General features: G+C 62.6%; 15 protein-coding genes. 4 read left to right on the top strand and 11 right to left on the bottom strand.

The annotated features are described in order from the left end of the window. Window positions 1-15: 15 nt before the first annotated feature. The 5 genes from DXH78_RS12335 to DXH78_RS12315 all read right to left on the bottom strand — a co-directional run bounded on the left by DXH78_RS12335 (window position 16) and on the right by DXH78_RS12315 (window position 5,051). Entirely contained in the window at window positions 16-1,638 is a 1,623-nt protein-coding gene (locus tag DXH78_RS12335) for an NTP transferase domain-containing protein (protein WP_115517315.1), read from the bottom strand. Window positions 1,639-1,762: 124 nt separating this feature from the next. Continuing rightward, window positions 1,763-2,461: an XdhC family protein gene (locus tag DXH78_RS12330; RefSeq protein WP_115517314.1), complete on the bottom strand. Its 699-nt coding sequence runs from the start codon at window positions 2,459-2,461 to the stop codon at window positions 1,763-1,765. Between the two features lies 1 nt (window position 2,462). After that, window positions 2,463-2,786 carry an XdhC family protein gene (locus DXH78_RS12325; RefSeq protein ID WP_115517313.1) on the bottom strand — a complete coding sequence of 108 codons (324 nt, stop codon included), beginning with the start codon at window positions 2,784-2,786 and terminating at the stop codon, window positions 2,463-2,465. 14 nt (window positions 2,787-2,800) lie between these two features. Continuing rightward, a complete protein-coding gene (locus DXH78_RS12320) occupies window positions 2,801-4,066 on the bottom strand; it encodes a vWA domain-containing protein (RefSeq protein WP_115517312.1) in 1,266 nt (421 codons plus the stop codon). A 64-nt stretch (window positions 4,067-4,130) separates the two neighbouring features. Beyond that, window positions 4,131-5,051, bottom strand: a complete 921-nt coding sequence (locus DXH78_RS12315) for an AAA family ATPase (protein ID WP_115517311.1) — start codon at window positions 5,049-5,051, stop codon at window positions 4,131-4,133. 148 nt (window positions 5,052-5,199) lie between these two features. On the opposite strand from DXH78_RS12315, the gene DXH78_RS12310 reads away from it, so the two are divergent. Further along, entirely contained in the window at window positions 5,200-5,721 is a 522-nt protein-coding gene (locus DXH78_RS12310; RefSeq protein ID WP_115517310.1) for a VOC family protein, read from the top strand. Between the two features lie 56 nt (window positions 5,722-5,777). Here the strand turns inward: DXH78_RS12310 and DXH78_RS12305 are convergent, their stop codons facing one another. From DXH78_RS12305 to DXH78_RS12295, 3 genes are all read right to left on the bottom strand, one after another. Then, window positions 5,778-6,578: an FAD binding domain-containing protein gene (locus tag DXH78_RS12305; protein WP_115517309.1), complete on the bottom strand. Its 801-nt coding sequence runs from the start codon at window positions 6,576-6,578 to the stop codon at window positions 5,778-5,780. 47 nt (window positions 6,579-6,625) lie between these two features. Further along, window positions 6,626-8,986, bottom strand: a complete 2,361-nt coding sequence (locus DXH78_RS12300; RefSeq protein WP_115517308.1) for a xanthine dehydrogenase family protein molybdopterin-binding subunit — start codon at window positions 8,984-8,986, stop codon at window positions 6,626-6,628. Between the two features lie 64 nt (window positions 8,987-9,050). Next, entirely contained in the window at window positions 9,051-9,521 is a 471-nt protein-coding gene (locus tag DXH78_RS12295; RefSeq protein WP_115517307.1) for a (2Fe-2S)-binding protein, read from the bottom strand. A 315-nt stretch (window positions 9,522-9,836) separates the two neighbouring features. Between DXH78_RS12295 and DXH78_RS12290 the strand changes: the two genes are divergently transcribed. Then, the gene (locus DXH78_RS12290) at window positions 9,837-10,175 is read left to right on the top strand and encodes a BA14K family protein (protein WP_115517306.1); all 339 of its coding nucleotides are present in this window, start codon (window positions 9,837-9,839) and stop codon (window positions 10,173-10,175) included. A gap of 64 nt (window positions 10,176-10,239) precedes the next feature. On the opposite strand, the gene DXH78_RS12285 is transcribed toward DXH78_RS12290, so the two are convergent. Then, window positions 10,240-10,695 carry an SRPBCC family protein gene (locus tag DXH78_RS12285; RefSeq protein WP_115517305.1) on the bottom strand — a complete coding sequence of 152 codons (456 nt, stop codon included), beginning with the start codon at window positions 10,693-10,695 and terminating at the stop codon, window positions 10,240-10,242. 171 nt (window positions 10,696-10,866) lie between these two features. Between DXH78_RS12285 and pcaD the strand changes: the two genes are divergently transcribed. Together pcaD and pcaC are read left to right on the top strand one after the other, a co-directional pair. Further along, window positions 10,867-11,649, top strand: coding sequence for a 3-oxoadipate enol-lactonase (gene pcaD / locus DXH78_RS12280; RefSeq protein ID WP_115517304.1), 783 nt, complete (start codon window positions 10,867-10,869; stop codon window positions 11,647-11,649). An 11-nt stretch (window positions 11,650-11,660) separates the two neighbouring features. Next, a complete protein-coding gene (pcaC, locus tag DXH78_RS12275; protein ID WP_115517303.1) occupies window positions 11,661-12,047 on the top strand; it encodes a 4-carboxymuconolactone decarboxylase in 387 nt (128 codons plus the stop codon). Window positions 12,048-12,130: 83 nt separating this feature from the next. Here the strand turns inward: pcaC and DXH78_RS12270 are convergent, their stop codons facing one another. Together DXH78_RS12270 and DXH78_RS19905 are read right to left on the bottom strand one after the other, a co-directional pair. Further along, the gene (locus DXH78_RS12270) at window positions 12,131-12,652 is read right to left on the bottom strand and encodes a hypothetical protein (RefSeq protein WP_147292629.1); all 522 of its coding nucleotides are present in this window, start codon (window positions 12,650-12,652) and stop codon (window positions 12,131-12,133) included. A 227-nt stretch (window positions 12,653-12,879) separates the two neighbouring features. Then, complete coding sequence (locus tag DXH78_RS19905; RefSeq protein WP_168192790.1) at window positions 12,880-13,026, bottom strand: hypothetical protein; 147 nt, start codon at window positions 13,024-13,026, stop codon at window positions 12,880-12,882. Between the last annotated feature and the right edge of the window lie 50 nt (window positions 13,027-13,076).

Here is a 13,076-nt window from a genome sequence, read left to right as displayed (position 1 = left end):
TCAATGATTCGAATCTCAGGCCCGTTCAATTTCAGCCTTGACCGCCTTCAGCGACTCGGGGGTATCGACGTCGGTGAGTGCCGCCTCGCCCGACAGCGGCACTTCGACTACGGCTTCGGCATATTGACCGATGAGATAGCGGGCGCCGACATCCCCGCTGACCGCCATCAATTCTTTAAAGAATCGCCGCGACCACACCACCGGATTGCCGCGCTTGCCGTCGATCGACGGCACGACAACCAGCGCGCCCTTCTCGGGATCGAAAGCGGTCAGCAGCTTGTCGATCAGACCACTGTCGACCTGCGGCATATCACCAAGACAGATGATCGCGCCGTCAGCCTCCGTCGGCACCGCAGCGATGCCGGCACGCAGCGACGTGCCGAGACCTTCGGCGTAATCGGGGTTGTATACGAAACGCACGGGCAGACCGACCAGCGCTGCTTCTACCTGTTTATTCTGATGGCCAGTGACCACAATGACCGGCTTGGCGCGCGAGGCCAGCGCCTGCTCGGCCGCGATGCGGACCAGCGACTTGCCCCCAATCTCGGCGAGCATCTTATTGAGTGCGCCCATGCGGGTGGAGCGTCCAGCGGCCAGCACCACGGCGGCGACATTGCGGCCCGCGGCAACTGCCTTTTCGTCACGCGGTCGCGGACGGGTGACGATCTCCATCAACAAGCCACCGACGCCCATGCCGGTGATATCGGCGCGCGAGACGGGAATCCCGGCGAGCAGACGCATCAGCACCCAATCGAACCCATTCTCCTTCGGCGAACGCGCGCAGCCTGGCGCGCCGATCACTGGTGCCCCGCCAATACGACCGATCAACATCAGATTTCCGGGGTCGACAGGCATGCCGAAATGTTCGATTGCGCCCCCGGCTCTTTCGATTGCCATCGGGATGACGTCGCGCCGGTCGGCAATGGCGGAAGCGCCGAACACGATGACGAGTTCGGCGCCGGCCTGACGCACCTCGGCAATGGCGGTGGCGAGCGCCGCCTCGTCATGCGGCACACGCCGCTCGGCGACAATGGTGGCACCGGCCGGCCCAAGACGTTCCTGAGTGATGCGAAGCGTTTTCTCAATCACCTTAGGCGCCAGCCCCGGCAGCAAGGTCGAAACCACGCCGACTTTGCGAATAACATAAGGTACGACGCGGACGACCGGCTCGGCCTTCTTCGCCGCCGCAACGGCTTTGTCACGGGCTTCTGCCGGAACGGCAAACGGAATAATCTTCACGGTGGCGATCATTTCGCCTTCGACCACGGGCTTGTAGGCGGAAAGTGTAGCCAGCGTCATTGCCTCATCGATGCGGTTCATGCGATCCACGGCATCGCGCTCGACGACGAGAATGCCGGCCGATTCGGCAAACAGATTGCAGCGGCCGGTGAAAGCCCCGTCCGTGCGTGTACCCGCGCCGGCGACCGCTGCGGCAATACTGGCTGCGGCTTCGTCTTCCGCTACGTCGTCCTTGTCGAGACGGGCAACGACGATCTCCTTCACGCCGGCCGCATCCAGAGCCGCAATTTCGGTATCGCCGATCACGGTGCCCTTCTTGAGCACGAGATCGCCTTGGCGGATGGAATGCACCGCTGTAGCGCCGCGCGCATCCTTCGGGGAAACCGGACCGAATTTCATGGAATAACTCCAGTCATTCCGGGGCGCGACAGCAAGGTCGCGAACCCGGAAGCCATAACCCCGGCCGCGGAGTATGGATTCCGGGCCCGCCATTGCATGGCGTCCTGGAATGACAATGCTGGGCTCATGCCGCTTCCGCCTTGTCCTGCTTCATGCGCAGACGGAGCGTAATCTCTGCCATGATCGCGACGGCGATCTCCGCCGGCGACACTGCGCCGATATCGAGGCCGATGGGCGCGTGAATGCGCGCCAGTGCCGTATCCGGCACCCCCTGGGCCTTCAGCCGCTCGAGCCGCCGGCCATGCGTCTTCCGCGAACCGAGTGCGCCGATATAGAAACAGTCGCGCGACAGCGCATGCAGCAGCGCCGGGTCGTCGACCTTGGGATCGTGCGTCAACGCAACAAAGGCGGTGTAACGATCGACATGGAGCGGCGGCAGCGCCACGTCCGGCCATTCGGCGATCACGTTAATGCCGGGAAACCGCTCGGGTGTCGCGAAGGCGGTGCGCGGATCGATAATAGTGACCGCATAGTTGAGCATCTGCCCGAGTGGCGCGAGCGTCTGCGAAATATGCACCGCGCCGGTGATAACCAGCTGCGGCGACGGCACGTGCACGGTCAGGAAGACGCGACCCTGCGCCGTTTCTTCCATGCCACTCTTGGCCATGCGCACACGCTTGTCGAGAACCTCAGCAAGCGGATCGGCAGCGATGTCTGCGGCCTTCACCAGCCGCTGCGAGCCGGCCTCGGTGTCGGTGACGATCACAACAGCGCGCCGCGCGGCGCGTTCGGCGTTGAGCGTATGCAGCAGGTCGAGTTTCACGTCAGCTGACCTTCTCGACGTAAACCCGGATGGTGCCGCCGCAGGACAGGCCCACCTTCCACGCCGTCTCATCGGCAACGCCAAATTCCAGCACCTTCGGCTTGCCGCTATCGATGACGTCAATGGCTTCAGTCACCACCGCCCCTTCGACACAGCCGCCCGAAACGGAGCCGAGAAAATTGCCCTCATTGTCGATGACCAGATTGGAGCCTACCGGGCGCGGCGCCGAACCCCAGGTCTCGACCACGGTGGCGAGCGCGACGCCGCGACCTTCCTTCGACCAGTCTTCGGCAGCTTTCAGAATGTCTTCATCACGGCCGAGCATGTGCATTCTCCTTGCTATGCCACCTTCCGCAGCATCGCCTTGGTATCGTAGCCCTTGTCCGGCGCGCCTGACAACGCGCGGACCAAAGCCGTCATGGAATCGAGATTGTGTATCGGGCGCAATTCGTCAACATGCGACAGAATGGTTTTCACGCCTTTGGCGCGCGGCTCGAAGCCGTCGAAGCGCAAGAGCGGATTGAGCCAGATTAGCCGCCGGCACGAGCGGTGCAGCCGATCCATCTCGAAGGCGAGCGTATCGTCGGCGTCGCGTTCAAGCCCGTCGGTGATCAGCAGCACCACCGCGCCCTGCCCAAGCACGCGCCGCGCCCAGTGCTTGTTGAAGTCGTGGAGCGACGTCGCAATGCGCGTGCCGCCCGACCAGTCGACGACATACGCGCCGCAGGCGGCCAGCGCCTCGTCCGGGTCGCGCTGGCGAATAGCGCGCGTCACATTGGTGAGCCGGGTACCGAACAGGAAAGTCGTGACACGCTTTCGCGCATCGGTGATCGAATGCAGGAAGTGCAGGAACAGCCGAGTATACTGGCTCATCGAGCCTGAAATATCGAGCAGCGCCACGATCGGCGGCTCCTTCACGCGCGGCCCGAGATATTTCAGGTCGATCAGCGCGCCGCCAGCCTTCATGCTGGAGCGCAAGGTACGGCGCATGTCGATGAGGCGGCCATGGCGGCTTGGCGTCATGCGCCGGGTCTTGACCTCGTCGAGCGGCAGCGCCAGCCGCGCAATCGCCTCTTTTGCCTTGGCGATCTCGGCATTCGTCATCTGCGCGAAGTCCTTCTTCTGCAGCACCTCGCGGTCGGACACCGTGAGCCGAGCGTCGATCTCGACTTCCTGCTCTTCGGTCTTGGCCTTGTTGCCGGAAAAAAGGGCTTCCTGAATGCGCTGCGCGCCCGCCTCCGGCGCCTGCGGCGCGGTCGGCAACGTCTGCGGCAACATCTGCGCGATCAGCTTGTCGATATAGCCACGGCGGCGGAAGAAAATGCGGAAGGCCTGATCGAACAGGATCGAGTGCTCGTGCCGCTTTACGAACACTGCGTGCAGTGTCCAGTAGAAATCGTCCTTGGTACCGATCCGCGCGACATCAACCGCCTGCAGTGCATCAAGCACCGCGCCAGGTCCTACCGGGAGCCCCGCCGTGCGCAGCGCCCGCGCGAAATAGACAATGTTCTCGGCGAGGCGGCCGCTTCCTTCTTCACCTCCCCCGCTTGCGGAGGAGGTCGGCCCGGCGAAGCCGGGACGGGAGGGGGAATGCGGTGAACTCATACGATTATGCGAGGGCACGAGCCCCTCCCTACCCCTCCCCCGCAAGCGGGGGAGAGAAAAGAAACTACTCCGCTGCCCTCAACTCCGACTTCACCTCGTCGAGCAGCGCTTTCACTTTGGTGCCGTCGAGCTTCGCGATGTCGTCCTGATACTTGAGCAGCACGCCGAGCGTGTCGGAGACTGTAGCCGGGTCGAGCGCCACGACATCGAGCTCGGTTAGCGCCCCGGCCCAGTCCAGCGTTTCGGCCACGCCGGGCGACTTGAACAAATCCTCCTTGCGCAGCGCCTGCACGAAGGCGACCACCTGTTGCGACAGCTTCTTCGCAATGCCCGGCACCTTGGCGCGCAGGATATTCAGTTCGCGCGCCGCGTCCGGATAGCCAACCCAGTGATAGAGACAGCGGCGCTTGAGCGCGTCATGCACCTCGCGCGTGCGGTTCGAGGTGACGATGACGATCGGCGGCTCCGCCGCCTTCACGGTGCCGAGTTCGGGGATGGTCACCTGGAAGTCGGCCAGCACTTCAAGCAGAAAAGCTTCGAAGGCTTCATCGGTGCGATCAAGTTCGTCGATCAGCAGCACCGGCGCGCCGGCCGGGTCCGGCTCCAGTGCCTGCAACAGCGGCCGCTTCACCAGATAACGCTCCGAGAAAACATCGTGCTCGAGCCGGTCGCGGTCGCCCTCACCTTGGGCCTCCGCCATGCGGATGGCGATCATCTGCGCGCCGTAATTCCATTCATAAACCGCGGCGGAGACGTCGAGGCCCTCGTAGCATTGCAAGCGGATCAGCCGCCGGCCCAGCGCCGTCGACAGCACCTTGGCGATCTCGGTCTTGCCGACACCGGCCTCGCCTTCAAGGAACAGCGGGCGGCCCATCTTCAGCGCCAGATAGAGCACCGTCGCCAGCGACCGATCAGCCACATAATTGGCCTTGGCCAGCATAGCCAGTGTGGCGTCGATGCTGTCGGGAAGTGGTGTAACGGCCATGCGTCAGTACCCTCGGTGACACTTTATCCCATAGGCGGGCCGGCTTACATCTAATGGCGCAGAGGCCGGCAAACCAGCCAAAATTGCCGGCCGAAGCGGCCAATTCCGGATGGCAGCCATAATTCCCGGGCAGAATGGACATCAGATCATGACCAGCGCCACCGACGCTACCACCGCCCCGCCGCGCTTCCCGACCATCGACGCTGGGGCCCGGATCGGCCACGTCCACCTCAAGGTGGCTGACCTGCAGCGCGCCCTCGATTTCTATTGCGGCGTACTCGGCTTCACCCTGACCACGACCTATCCCGGCGCGGCCTTCATCTCGGCCGGCGGCTACCACCACCATCTCGGGCTCAACACCTGGGAGAGCAAGGGCGGCTCGCCGCCGCCTCCCGGCACCACGGGCCTCTTCCACACCGCGATCCTGTACCCGACCCGCAAGGCGCTCGCCGATGCACTCAGCCGCCTGATTGCCGCCAAGATCCCCCTCGATGGCGCGTCAGACCACGGCGTGTCTGAAGCGCTTTATCTGCGCGATCCAGACGAAAACGGCGTCGAGCTATACTGGGACCGGCCGGAAGCTCAGTGGCCGAAAAAGCCGGACGGCTCGTTGCACATGTTCACGCGGCCGCTCGACCTGCATGATCTTCTGAAAGAGCAGGAGCGGTAGGCCACTTCGTCACGCCGGGGCGCGCCAACGGCGCGCACCCGGACTGACAAGGTTCTCTACGCCGTCGCCTTCGCCAGCGCCCGACGGGCCAGAACGCCGACGAGATGTGCGCGATATTCCGGCGTGGCGTGAATGTCGGAATTCATGCCGCTGGCCGGAATGGTCATGCCCTCGATCGACTTCGGCGAGAAACGCTTGGCCAGCGCCTCCTCGAACGACTTGACGCGGAACACGCCGTTCGAGCCGGCGCCGGTCACGGCAACACGGATATCCGGGCCGCGCTTCGAGACGAACACGCCGACCAGCGCAAAGCCCGAGGCCGGGTGCTTGAATTTCTCGTACGCCGCCTTCTTGGCGATCGGGAACGCCACCTTGACGATGATCTCGCCCTCTTCCAGCGCGGTCGAGAACATGCCGGTGAAGAAATCGTCGGCCGCGATACGACGCTTGTTGGTGATGATGGTGGCGCCGAGACCAAGGCACGCCGCCGGATAATCGGCGTTCGGATCGTTATTGGCAATCGAACCGCCGATCGTGCCGCGGTTGCGCACCTGCGGATCGCCGATCGACCCCGGCACCGAGGCAAGGCCCGGCAGCACTTCTTTGAGCACATCGGATTTCGCTACGTCTGCATGGCGGGTCATCGCGCCAATGACGACTGAGCGGCCTTTCACTTCGACGCCGGTCATGCCTTCGACTTGCGACAGATCGACCAGCGCCGAGGGTTGAGCAAGGCGCTGCTTCATCACCGGCAACAGCGAGTGACCGCCGGCGAGCAGCTTACCCTCAGGGTTGCGCGCCAGAAGACCGGCCGCCTGGCGTACCGTGGTCGGACGATGGAAGGTGAAATTATACATCGGTCTCTCCGTTCGAATTCTTACGCCGCCTTCGGCGTCTCTTGTTCTTATGCCGCCTTCGGCGTCGTGCGTTGCATGACCGTCCACACCGCATTGGGCGTGGCTGGCATGGCGATATCTTCCGTGCCCAGCGCGTCGGTGATGGCGTTGATCACCGCTGCTGGCGCCGCAATGGCACCGGCCTCGCCGCAGCCTTTCATGCCGAGCGGGTTCGATGGCGACTTGGTCTCGGTCAAGCCGACCTTGAATGATGGCAGGTCGTGCGCGTGCGGCATGGAATAATCCATGAACGACGCCGTGACCAGCTGGCCGCTGGAATCGTAGACGACGCCTTCGAGCAACGCCTGGCCGACACCCTGTGCGATGCCGCCATGAACCTGGCCCTCAACGATCATCGGATTGATGACGGTGCCGAAGTCATCGACCGCGGTCCAGTTGACGATATCGGTCTTGCCGGTCTCCTGGTCGATCTCGACCTCGCAGATATGGCAGCCGGCCGGGAAGGTGAAGTTGGTCGGGTCGTAGAACGAGGTTTCCTTCAACCCCGGCTCAAGTTCGGCGCCGGTGAACTTATGGGCGATATAGGCATTGAGCGCTACATCGCCGAAAGCCACCGACTTGTCGGTGCCCTTCACCGTGAACTTGCCGTCCTTGAAGTCGATGTCGCTTTCGGCGGCTTCCATCATGAAGCCGGCAACCTTCTTCGCCTTGGCTTCGATCTTGTCGAGCGCCTTGACGATCGCCGACATGCCGACCGCGCCCGAGCGAGAGCCATAGGTGCCCATACCGAATTGCACCTTGTCGGTGTCGCCGTGCACGATCGATACGCTGTCGAACGGAATGCCGAGGCGCTCGGATACGAGTTGCGCGAAGGTCGTTTCGTGTCCTTGGCCGTGCGCGTGGCTGCCGGTCAGCACTTCGACATTGCCGGTCGGATTGACGCGAACTTCCGCGCTCTCCCACAAGCCGACGCCGGCGCCGAGCGAGCCGACTGCTTGCGACGGCGCGATGCCACAGGCTTCGATATACGTTGAATAGCCGAGCCCGCGCAGCTTGCCCTGACGCGCACTGTCGCGCTTGCGCTTGGCGAAGCCTTTGACGTCGGCGAGCTCCATCGCCTTCTTCAGCGAAGCGTTATAGTCGCCGGCGTCATAGGTCATGATCACCGGCGTCTGGTGCGGGAAGCTCTTGATGAAATTGCGCTTGCGGAATTCCGCCGGGTCGAGGCCGAGCTGTCGCGCCGCGACCTCCACCAGCCGCTCGACGACGAAAGTCGCTTCGGGCCGCCCGGCACCGCGATAGGCATCGACCGGCACTGTGTTGGTGTAGACCGCATCGACCTCGCAATAGATCTGCGGAATATCGTACTGGCCCGACAGCAGCGTGGCGTAAAGATAGGTCGGGATCGACGACGAAAAGGTCGACATATAGGCGCCGAGATTGGCGATGGTCTTGGCGCGTAGCGCGAGAATCTTGCCGTCGCCATCGAGTGCCAACTCTGCATGGGTAATGTGGTCGCGGCCATGCGCGTCGGTGAGAAAGGCCTCGGTGCGGTCCGAGGTCCATTTCACGGGACGGCGCACCTTGCGCGCTGCCCAGAGACAGACGACCTCTTCCGGATAGATAAAGATCTTGGAGCCGAAACCGCCACCGACATCGGGCGCAATGACACGCAGCTTGTGCTCGGGCGTGATGCCAACGAAGGCCGAGATCACCAGCCGCGCGACGTGCGGGTTCTGCGACGTGTTCCAGAGCGTCAGATGATCGTTGCCGGCATCGTAGTCGGCGAGCGCGGCGCGCGGCTCCATCGCGTTCGGCGCCAGACGATTGTTGACGATGTCCAATTTAGTGATGTGCTTGGCGGCCTTGAACGCGGCCTCCACCGCCTTCTGCTCGCCGAGGTGCCACTGGTAGATCGTGTTGTTGGAAATGTCGGCGTGGATCTGCGGCGCGCCCTTGGCTTGCGCCTTGGCTGGATCAACCACCGCCGGCAAGACCTCGTAGTCGACCACGACCTTCTCGGCCGCGTCCTTGGCATGCCCCGTGGTCTCGGCGATCACCACCGCAACCGCGTCGCCAACGCAATTGACCTTGCTCGCGGCGAGCGCCGGATGGGCCGCCATCTTCATCGGCGAGCCGTCCTTGGAATGGATCATCCAGCCACAGATGAGATTGCCGACTTTGTCGTCGGCCAGCTGCGCCCCGGTGAGCACATCGATCACGCCGGGCATTTTCTTAGCCGCGGAGACGTCGATCTTCTTGATTTTGGCGTGAGCATGCGGCGAGCGCACGAACACCGCCCGGGTCTCGCCGGGACGGGTCACGTCGTCAGTGTACTGGCCCTGGCCAGTGATAAAACGGAAATCTTCCTTGCGGCGCACCGGCGCGCCGATCCCGGTTGCGGTCATTGGCGGCATCCTCCCACTGTCTTTATCGACGTTGTTCGGCAGCCAGCGTCACGCGGGCAAGTATCTACTTCGCCATCGCCCTCGCGCCAGCTTCGATCGCCTTGACGATATTGTGGTAGCCCGTGCAGCGGCAAATGTTGCCGTCCAGCTGATCACGAATGGTGTGCTCGTCGAGTTCATTGCCATTGCGGCGCACGATATCGAGCGCGGCCATGATCATGCCAGGGGTGCAATAGCCGCACTGCAGGCCGTGATGTTCGCGGAAGGCTTCCTGCATGGGGTGCAGCTTGCCGTCGGCCGCCAGCCCCTCGATCGTGGTGACCGACTGACCTTCGCACTGGACTGCTAGCGTGGTGCAGGATTTGGCGGCAACGCCGTCTATGTGAACGACGCAGGCGCCGCACTGCGAGGTATCGCAACCGACATGGGTGCCAGTCAGCCGAAGATTTTCGCGCAGAAATTGTACCAGCAGGGTACGCGGTTCGACATCACCGGTGACGGCCTTGCCGTTCACCGTCATGGACACTTTCGCCATGACTTCCTCCCGAATTAAGGGCCCAGCGCCCCTCACAAAACCGGCGTCACGCCTGAGACCGGCTCGCAGTATCGACGGCGGTCCGGATTGAGACCGGTTTCCGCATTTGAACAAGACTAACTTGAACCCCGACCGACCGGGCGGTCAAGCGATTCCATGCCAAAATCGACGCGAAGTAAGCATAGTTGCGATGCACAATTGTAAAGTGGCGCCGAAACTCGACGTTTCAAGCTTGCCGCGAAATCATGGAACGCCGCGAGCCTCACGAGGCTTAACGTCACGACCCTGTTTCACAAAAAACCGAAGGTTTGCATCATGCGTACGAAAATGACCGCCGCGGTCGCGGCACTCGCATTGGTCGCAACGACCATCGCCGCCGTGACGCCAGCCGAAGCACAATGGCGTCGCCACCACCATCGTGGCGGCTGGGGCGGCGGCGGGGCGGTCTTGGGTGGTTTGGCCGCCGGCGCCATCATCGGCGGCGCGCTGGCCGCCCAGCAGCGGCCCTACTATTACGATCGGGGCTATGCCTACAGCCCCGGCTACAGCTACGGCGGAGACGAAGTTTCTTACTGCATGAGCCGGTTCAAATCATACGATCCGCGCTCTGGCACCTATCTCGGCTATGACGGTTACCGTCACCCCTGCCCATAACGGCCACTATTGCGCAAAAAAGCCGCCCTTTAGGGCGGCTTTTTCGTTTTCAGATCCGACGCAATCAGGCTGAAGCGCCACCGACATTCGCCGCGAAATTCTTGAAGAAATCATCGGCGGTTTTCTTTGCCGCACCGTTGACTAGGCGCTGTCCGAGCTGGGCGAGCTTGCCGCCGATCTGCGCCTCCACATTGTAGGTGAGAAGCGTGCCGCCGTCCTTTTCGGTCAGCGTCACAGTCGCGCCGCCCTTGGCGAAGCCGGCAACGCCGCCGTCGCCCTCACCCGAAATCTTGTAGCCATTTGGCGGGTCGAGATCGGTGAGATGCACCTTGCCCTTGAAGCGCGCTTTCACCGGACCGATCTTCGTTACCGCAACGGCCTCGAAATCGGTCGGCGACGTGAGCGTCAGGGTCTCGCAGCCGGGAATGCAGGCTTTGAGCACTTCGGGATCGTTGAGCTTCGCATAGACCACCTCGCGGGTGGCCGGAAGCTGCACCTCGCCCGTCATTGTCATCGCCATGGCTGCCGTCTCCTTCTTGATGGCCGCACACCGTCGGCCCCGCGGGAACGACTTAAGCCTTCGCGCGCCCTCTGAAAAGGGCTTTGCAGCATGGGAGGACCGCTTTAAGCCTGTGCGGCACGCTGGTTCACTCGACCGACGCGTGCAAAACGATACACGGAGGAAACCTGCATGCCGACGATCACCGCCGACGATGGCTGCCCGATCCATGTCGAGCTCACTGGCAGCGAGGGCTCACCAGCGCTGATGCTGTCGAACTCGCTGGGCACCAACCTTCACATGTGGGACGACCAGGTCGGCGAATGGTCGAAGTACTTTCGCGTCATCCGCTACGACCGCCGCGGCCATGGCCAATCTGGCGCGTCAAAAGGTCCCTATTCCATGGAGCGGCTTGGCCGCGACGTCTTGAGCGTACTTGATGCCCTTGGGGTCGAGAAGACACACTGGTGCGGGCTCTCGATGGGCGGCATGGTCGGCCAGTGGTTGGGCGCCAACGCACCCTCGCGCATCAGCAAACTCATCCTGTCGAACACCAACTCGTACTATGCAGACAAGAAAATATGGGAAGACCGCATCCGCTTCCTCGATAGCAACGACCTCGACAAGCTGGTCGATCCCAATATGGAGCGCTGGTTCACCGCCGACTTCCGCGCCAGGGCGCCGCAAGCGGTTGCGCGCATGAGAGAGATCTTCCTGACCACCAGCAAGGAGGGCTATGTCGCCTGCTGCCAGGCCATCCGCGACATGGATTTACGCGCCTCCAATCCGTCGATCGCCGCCCTCACCCTGGTAATCGTTGGCGCACAGGATCCGGCGACGCCGCCATCCCAGGGCGAAGCCATCGCCCAGCAAATCAAGAGCGCGAAGCTCATCAGCTTCGAAGCTGCGCACATCGCCAACATGGAGCAGCCCGCGCCATATACCAAGGCCGTGCTCGACTTCCTCAAGTCCTGAAAGTGCTGACAATGGACGAAAAAGAACGTTACGACCTCGGCATGGCGAAGCGCCGAAAGGTGCTCGGTGCCGCCTGGGTCGATCGCGCCAATGCCAACAAGACGGCGCTCAACGAGGAATTCCAGGATTTCATTACCCGCGCCGCCTGGGGCGAAGTATGGACCCGACCGCATTACGACGATCGCACCCGGCGTATTCTGGTCATCGGTACCATGCTCGCGCTCGGCCACTGGGACGAATTCGTCATGCATGTGCGCGCGGCGTTGACCGAAGGCGGCTTCACGCCGGACGATATCAAGGAAATCATCTTGCAGCAGGCGATCTATTGTGGCGTGCCGGCAGCCAATCACGCCTTCAAGGAAGCAGCGACCGTCATCGCCGGCCTTGAGAAAAAATAGCCCGCCTTGCGTGATCGCGAGGCGGGCTCGAAGTGGAAGCTACCGAGTTGCTCAGACGGCGGTAGATTTTTTCGGATCGAAGCTCACCGCAACGGCGAGAGAACCTCGGCCCGCGGCAGCGTGGAAGCCAGCACCGGGCTGACCGCGCGACGCGAATAATTACGCTCGACCAGACACAGCGCCACGGCCACCGCCGCGAGGAGCAAATGCAGCACCTGCTCACGCAGCAGATCGCTGTTCTGTGTCCACGCCGCCGGGCCGGCGGCAGCAACGCTGATCGCGACCACCATGATCAAACCAGCCTCGAGCACGTCGGTGTTGGCCTTGCCGCCGGCGACGTGACGCAGGCGATCGACGATATGAATGGCGCAGGTCAAAGCGACCGCGAGTTTCAGCGCGCCGAAAAAGGCCGCGAGCTTCATCAGGCCCATGGGCTGCAGCTTGAAATAGCTACCGAGTCCGAAAACGTATTGCGAGCGCCACACATCCTCGAGGCCGTAGGTCGGCGATGTGAGAACACGCAGCGCTTCGTAACCCCAGAACAAGGTGAAATAGAGCGCGATGGCCATGATCATCGCAACACTGGCGCCGGATATTTTCCGCATGAGCCGCTCCCTTAAAAGTTGAGCGACCCTAGGCACTTCAAATGCAAGATTCAAAACAAACCAAAATTTTACCTTACCGGCAGGCGCGTTAAGTGTGCTCGTCAAGCTTAACGTTCGACCGAACGCAACTGGCGAACTTGCACAGCGGCACAAAAAGAGGCCCCGTCATGACAAACGGGGCCTCGTCTCGATCTCGGTCGGCATCCATCAGGATGCTGATCGCAGAACTAGCGGTCCTGCGGCTTGTCGCCCTGCTGCTGACCACCCTGTTGGCCGCCCTGCTGACCGGGGCGCGCCTGACCAGGTTGACCCTGCGACTGCTGACCGGGCTTCTGCTGGTTCGGATTCTCGTTCGGATTGTTGTTCTGAGCCATCGGATTTTCCTTTTGGTGCTTCGGTGGCGCTCCGTTCCGGATGCGGAATG

The sequence above is a fragment of the Undibacter mobilis genome (assembly GCF_003367195.1).
Lineage (GTDB): Bacteria > Pseudomonadota > Alphaproteobacteria > Rhizobiales > Xanthobacteraceae > Pseudolabrys > Pseudolabrys mobilis.
Note: the sequence above shows the minus strand (reverse complement) of the source record. Positions and strands in the feature narration are given on the sequence as shown.

What these genes read in the sequence shown, in the direction of transcription:
- DXH78_RS12335 (WP_115517315.1), bottom strand. Translation starts at nt 1,638, where the DNA reads ATGAAATTCGGTCCGGTTTCCCCGAAGGATGCGCGCGGCGCTACAGCG.
- DXH78_RS12325 (WP_115517313.1), bottom strand. Translation starts at nt 2,786, where the DNA reads ATGCTCGGCCGTGATGAAGACATTCTGAAAGCTGCCGAAGACTGGTCG.
- DXH78_RS12320 (WP_115517312.1), bottom strand. Translation starts at nt 4,066, where the DNA reads ATGAGTTCACCGCATTCCCCCTCCCGTCCCGGCTTCGCCGGGCCGACC.
- DXH78_RS12315 (WP_115517311.1), bottom strand. Translation starts at nt 5,051, where the DNA reads ATGGCCGTTACACCACTTCCCGACAGCATCGACGCCACACTGGCTATG.
- DXH78_RS12310 (WP_115517310.1), top strand. Translation starts at nt 5,200, where the DNA reads ATGACCAGCGCCACCGACGCTACCACCGCCCCGCCGCGCTTCCCGACC.
- DXH78_RS12305 (WP_115517309.1), bottom strand. Translation starts at nt 6,578, where the DNA reads ATGTATAATTTCACCTTCCATCGTCCGACCACGGTACGCCAGGCGGCC.
- DXH78_RS12300 (WP_115517308.1), bottom strand. Translation starts at nt 8,986, where the DNA reads ATGACCGCAACCGGGATCGGCGCGCCGGTGCGCCGCAAGGAAGATTTC.
- DXH78_RS12295 (WP_115517307.1), bottom strand. Translation starts at nt 9,521, where the DNA reads ATGGCGAAAGTGTCCATGACGGTGAACGGCAAGGCCGTCACCGGTGAT.
- DXH78_RS12290 (WP_115517306.1), top strand. Translation starts at nt 9,837, where the DNA reads ATGCGTACGAAAATGACCGCCGCGGTCGCGGCACTCGCATTGGTCGCA.
- DXH78_RS12285 (WP_115517305.1), bottom strand. Translation starts at nt 10,695, where the DNA reads ATGGCGATGACAATGACGGGCGAGGTGCAGCTTCCGGCCACCCGCGAG.
- pcaD (WP_115517304.1), top strand. Translation starts at nt 10,867, where the DNA reads ATGCCGACGATCACCGCCGACGATGGCTGCCCGATCCATGTCGAGCTC.
- pcaC (WP_115517303.1), top strand. Translation starts at nt 11,661, where the DNA reads ATGGACGAAAAAGAACGTTACGACCTCGGCATGGCGAAGCGCCGAAAG.
- DXH78_RS12270 (WP_147292629.1), bottom strand. Translation starts at nt 12,652, where the DNA reads ATGCGGAAAATATCCGGCGCCAGTGTTGCGATGATCATGGCCATCGCG.
- DXH78_RS19905 (WP_168192790.1), bottom strand. Translation starts at nt 13,026, where the DNA reads ATGGCTCAGAACAACAATCCGAACGAGAATCCGAACCAGCAGAAGCCC.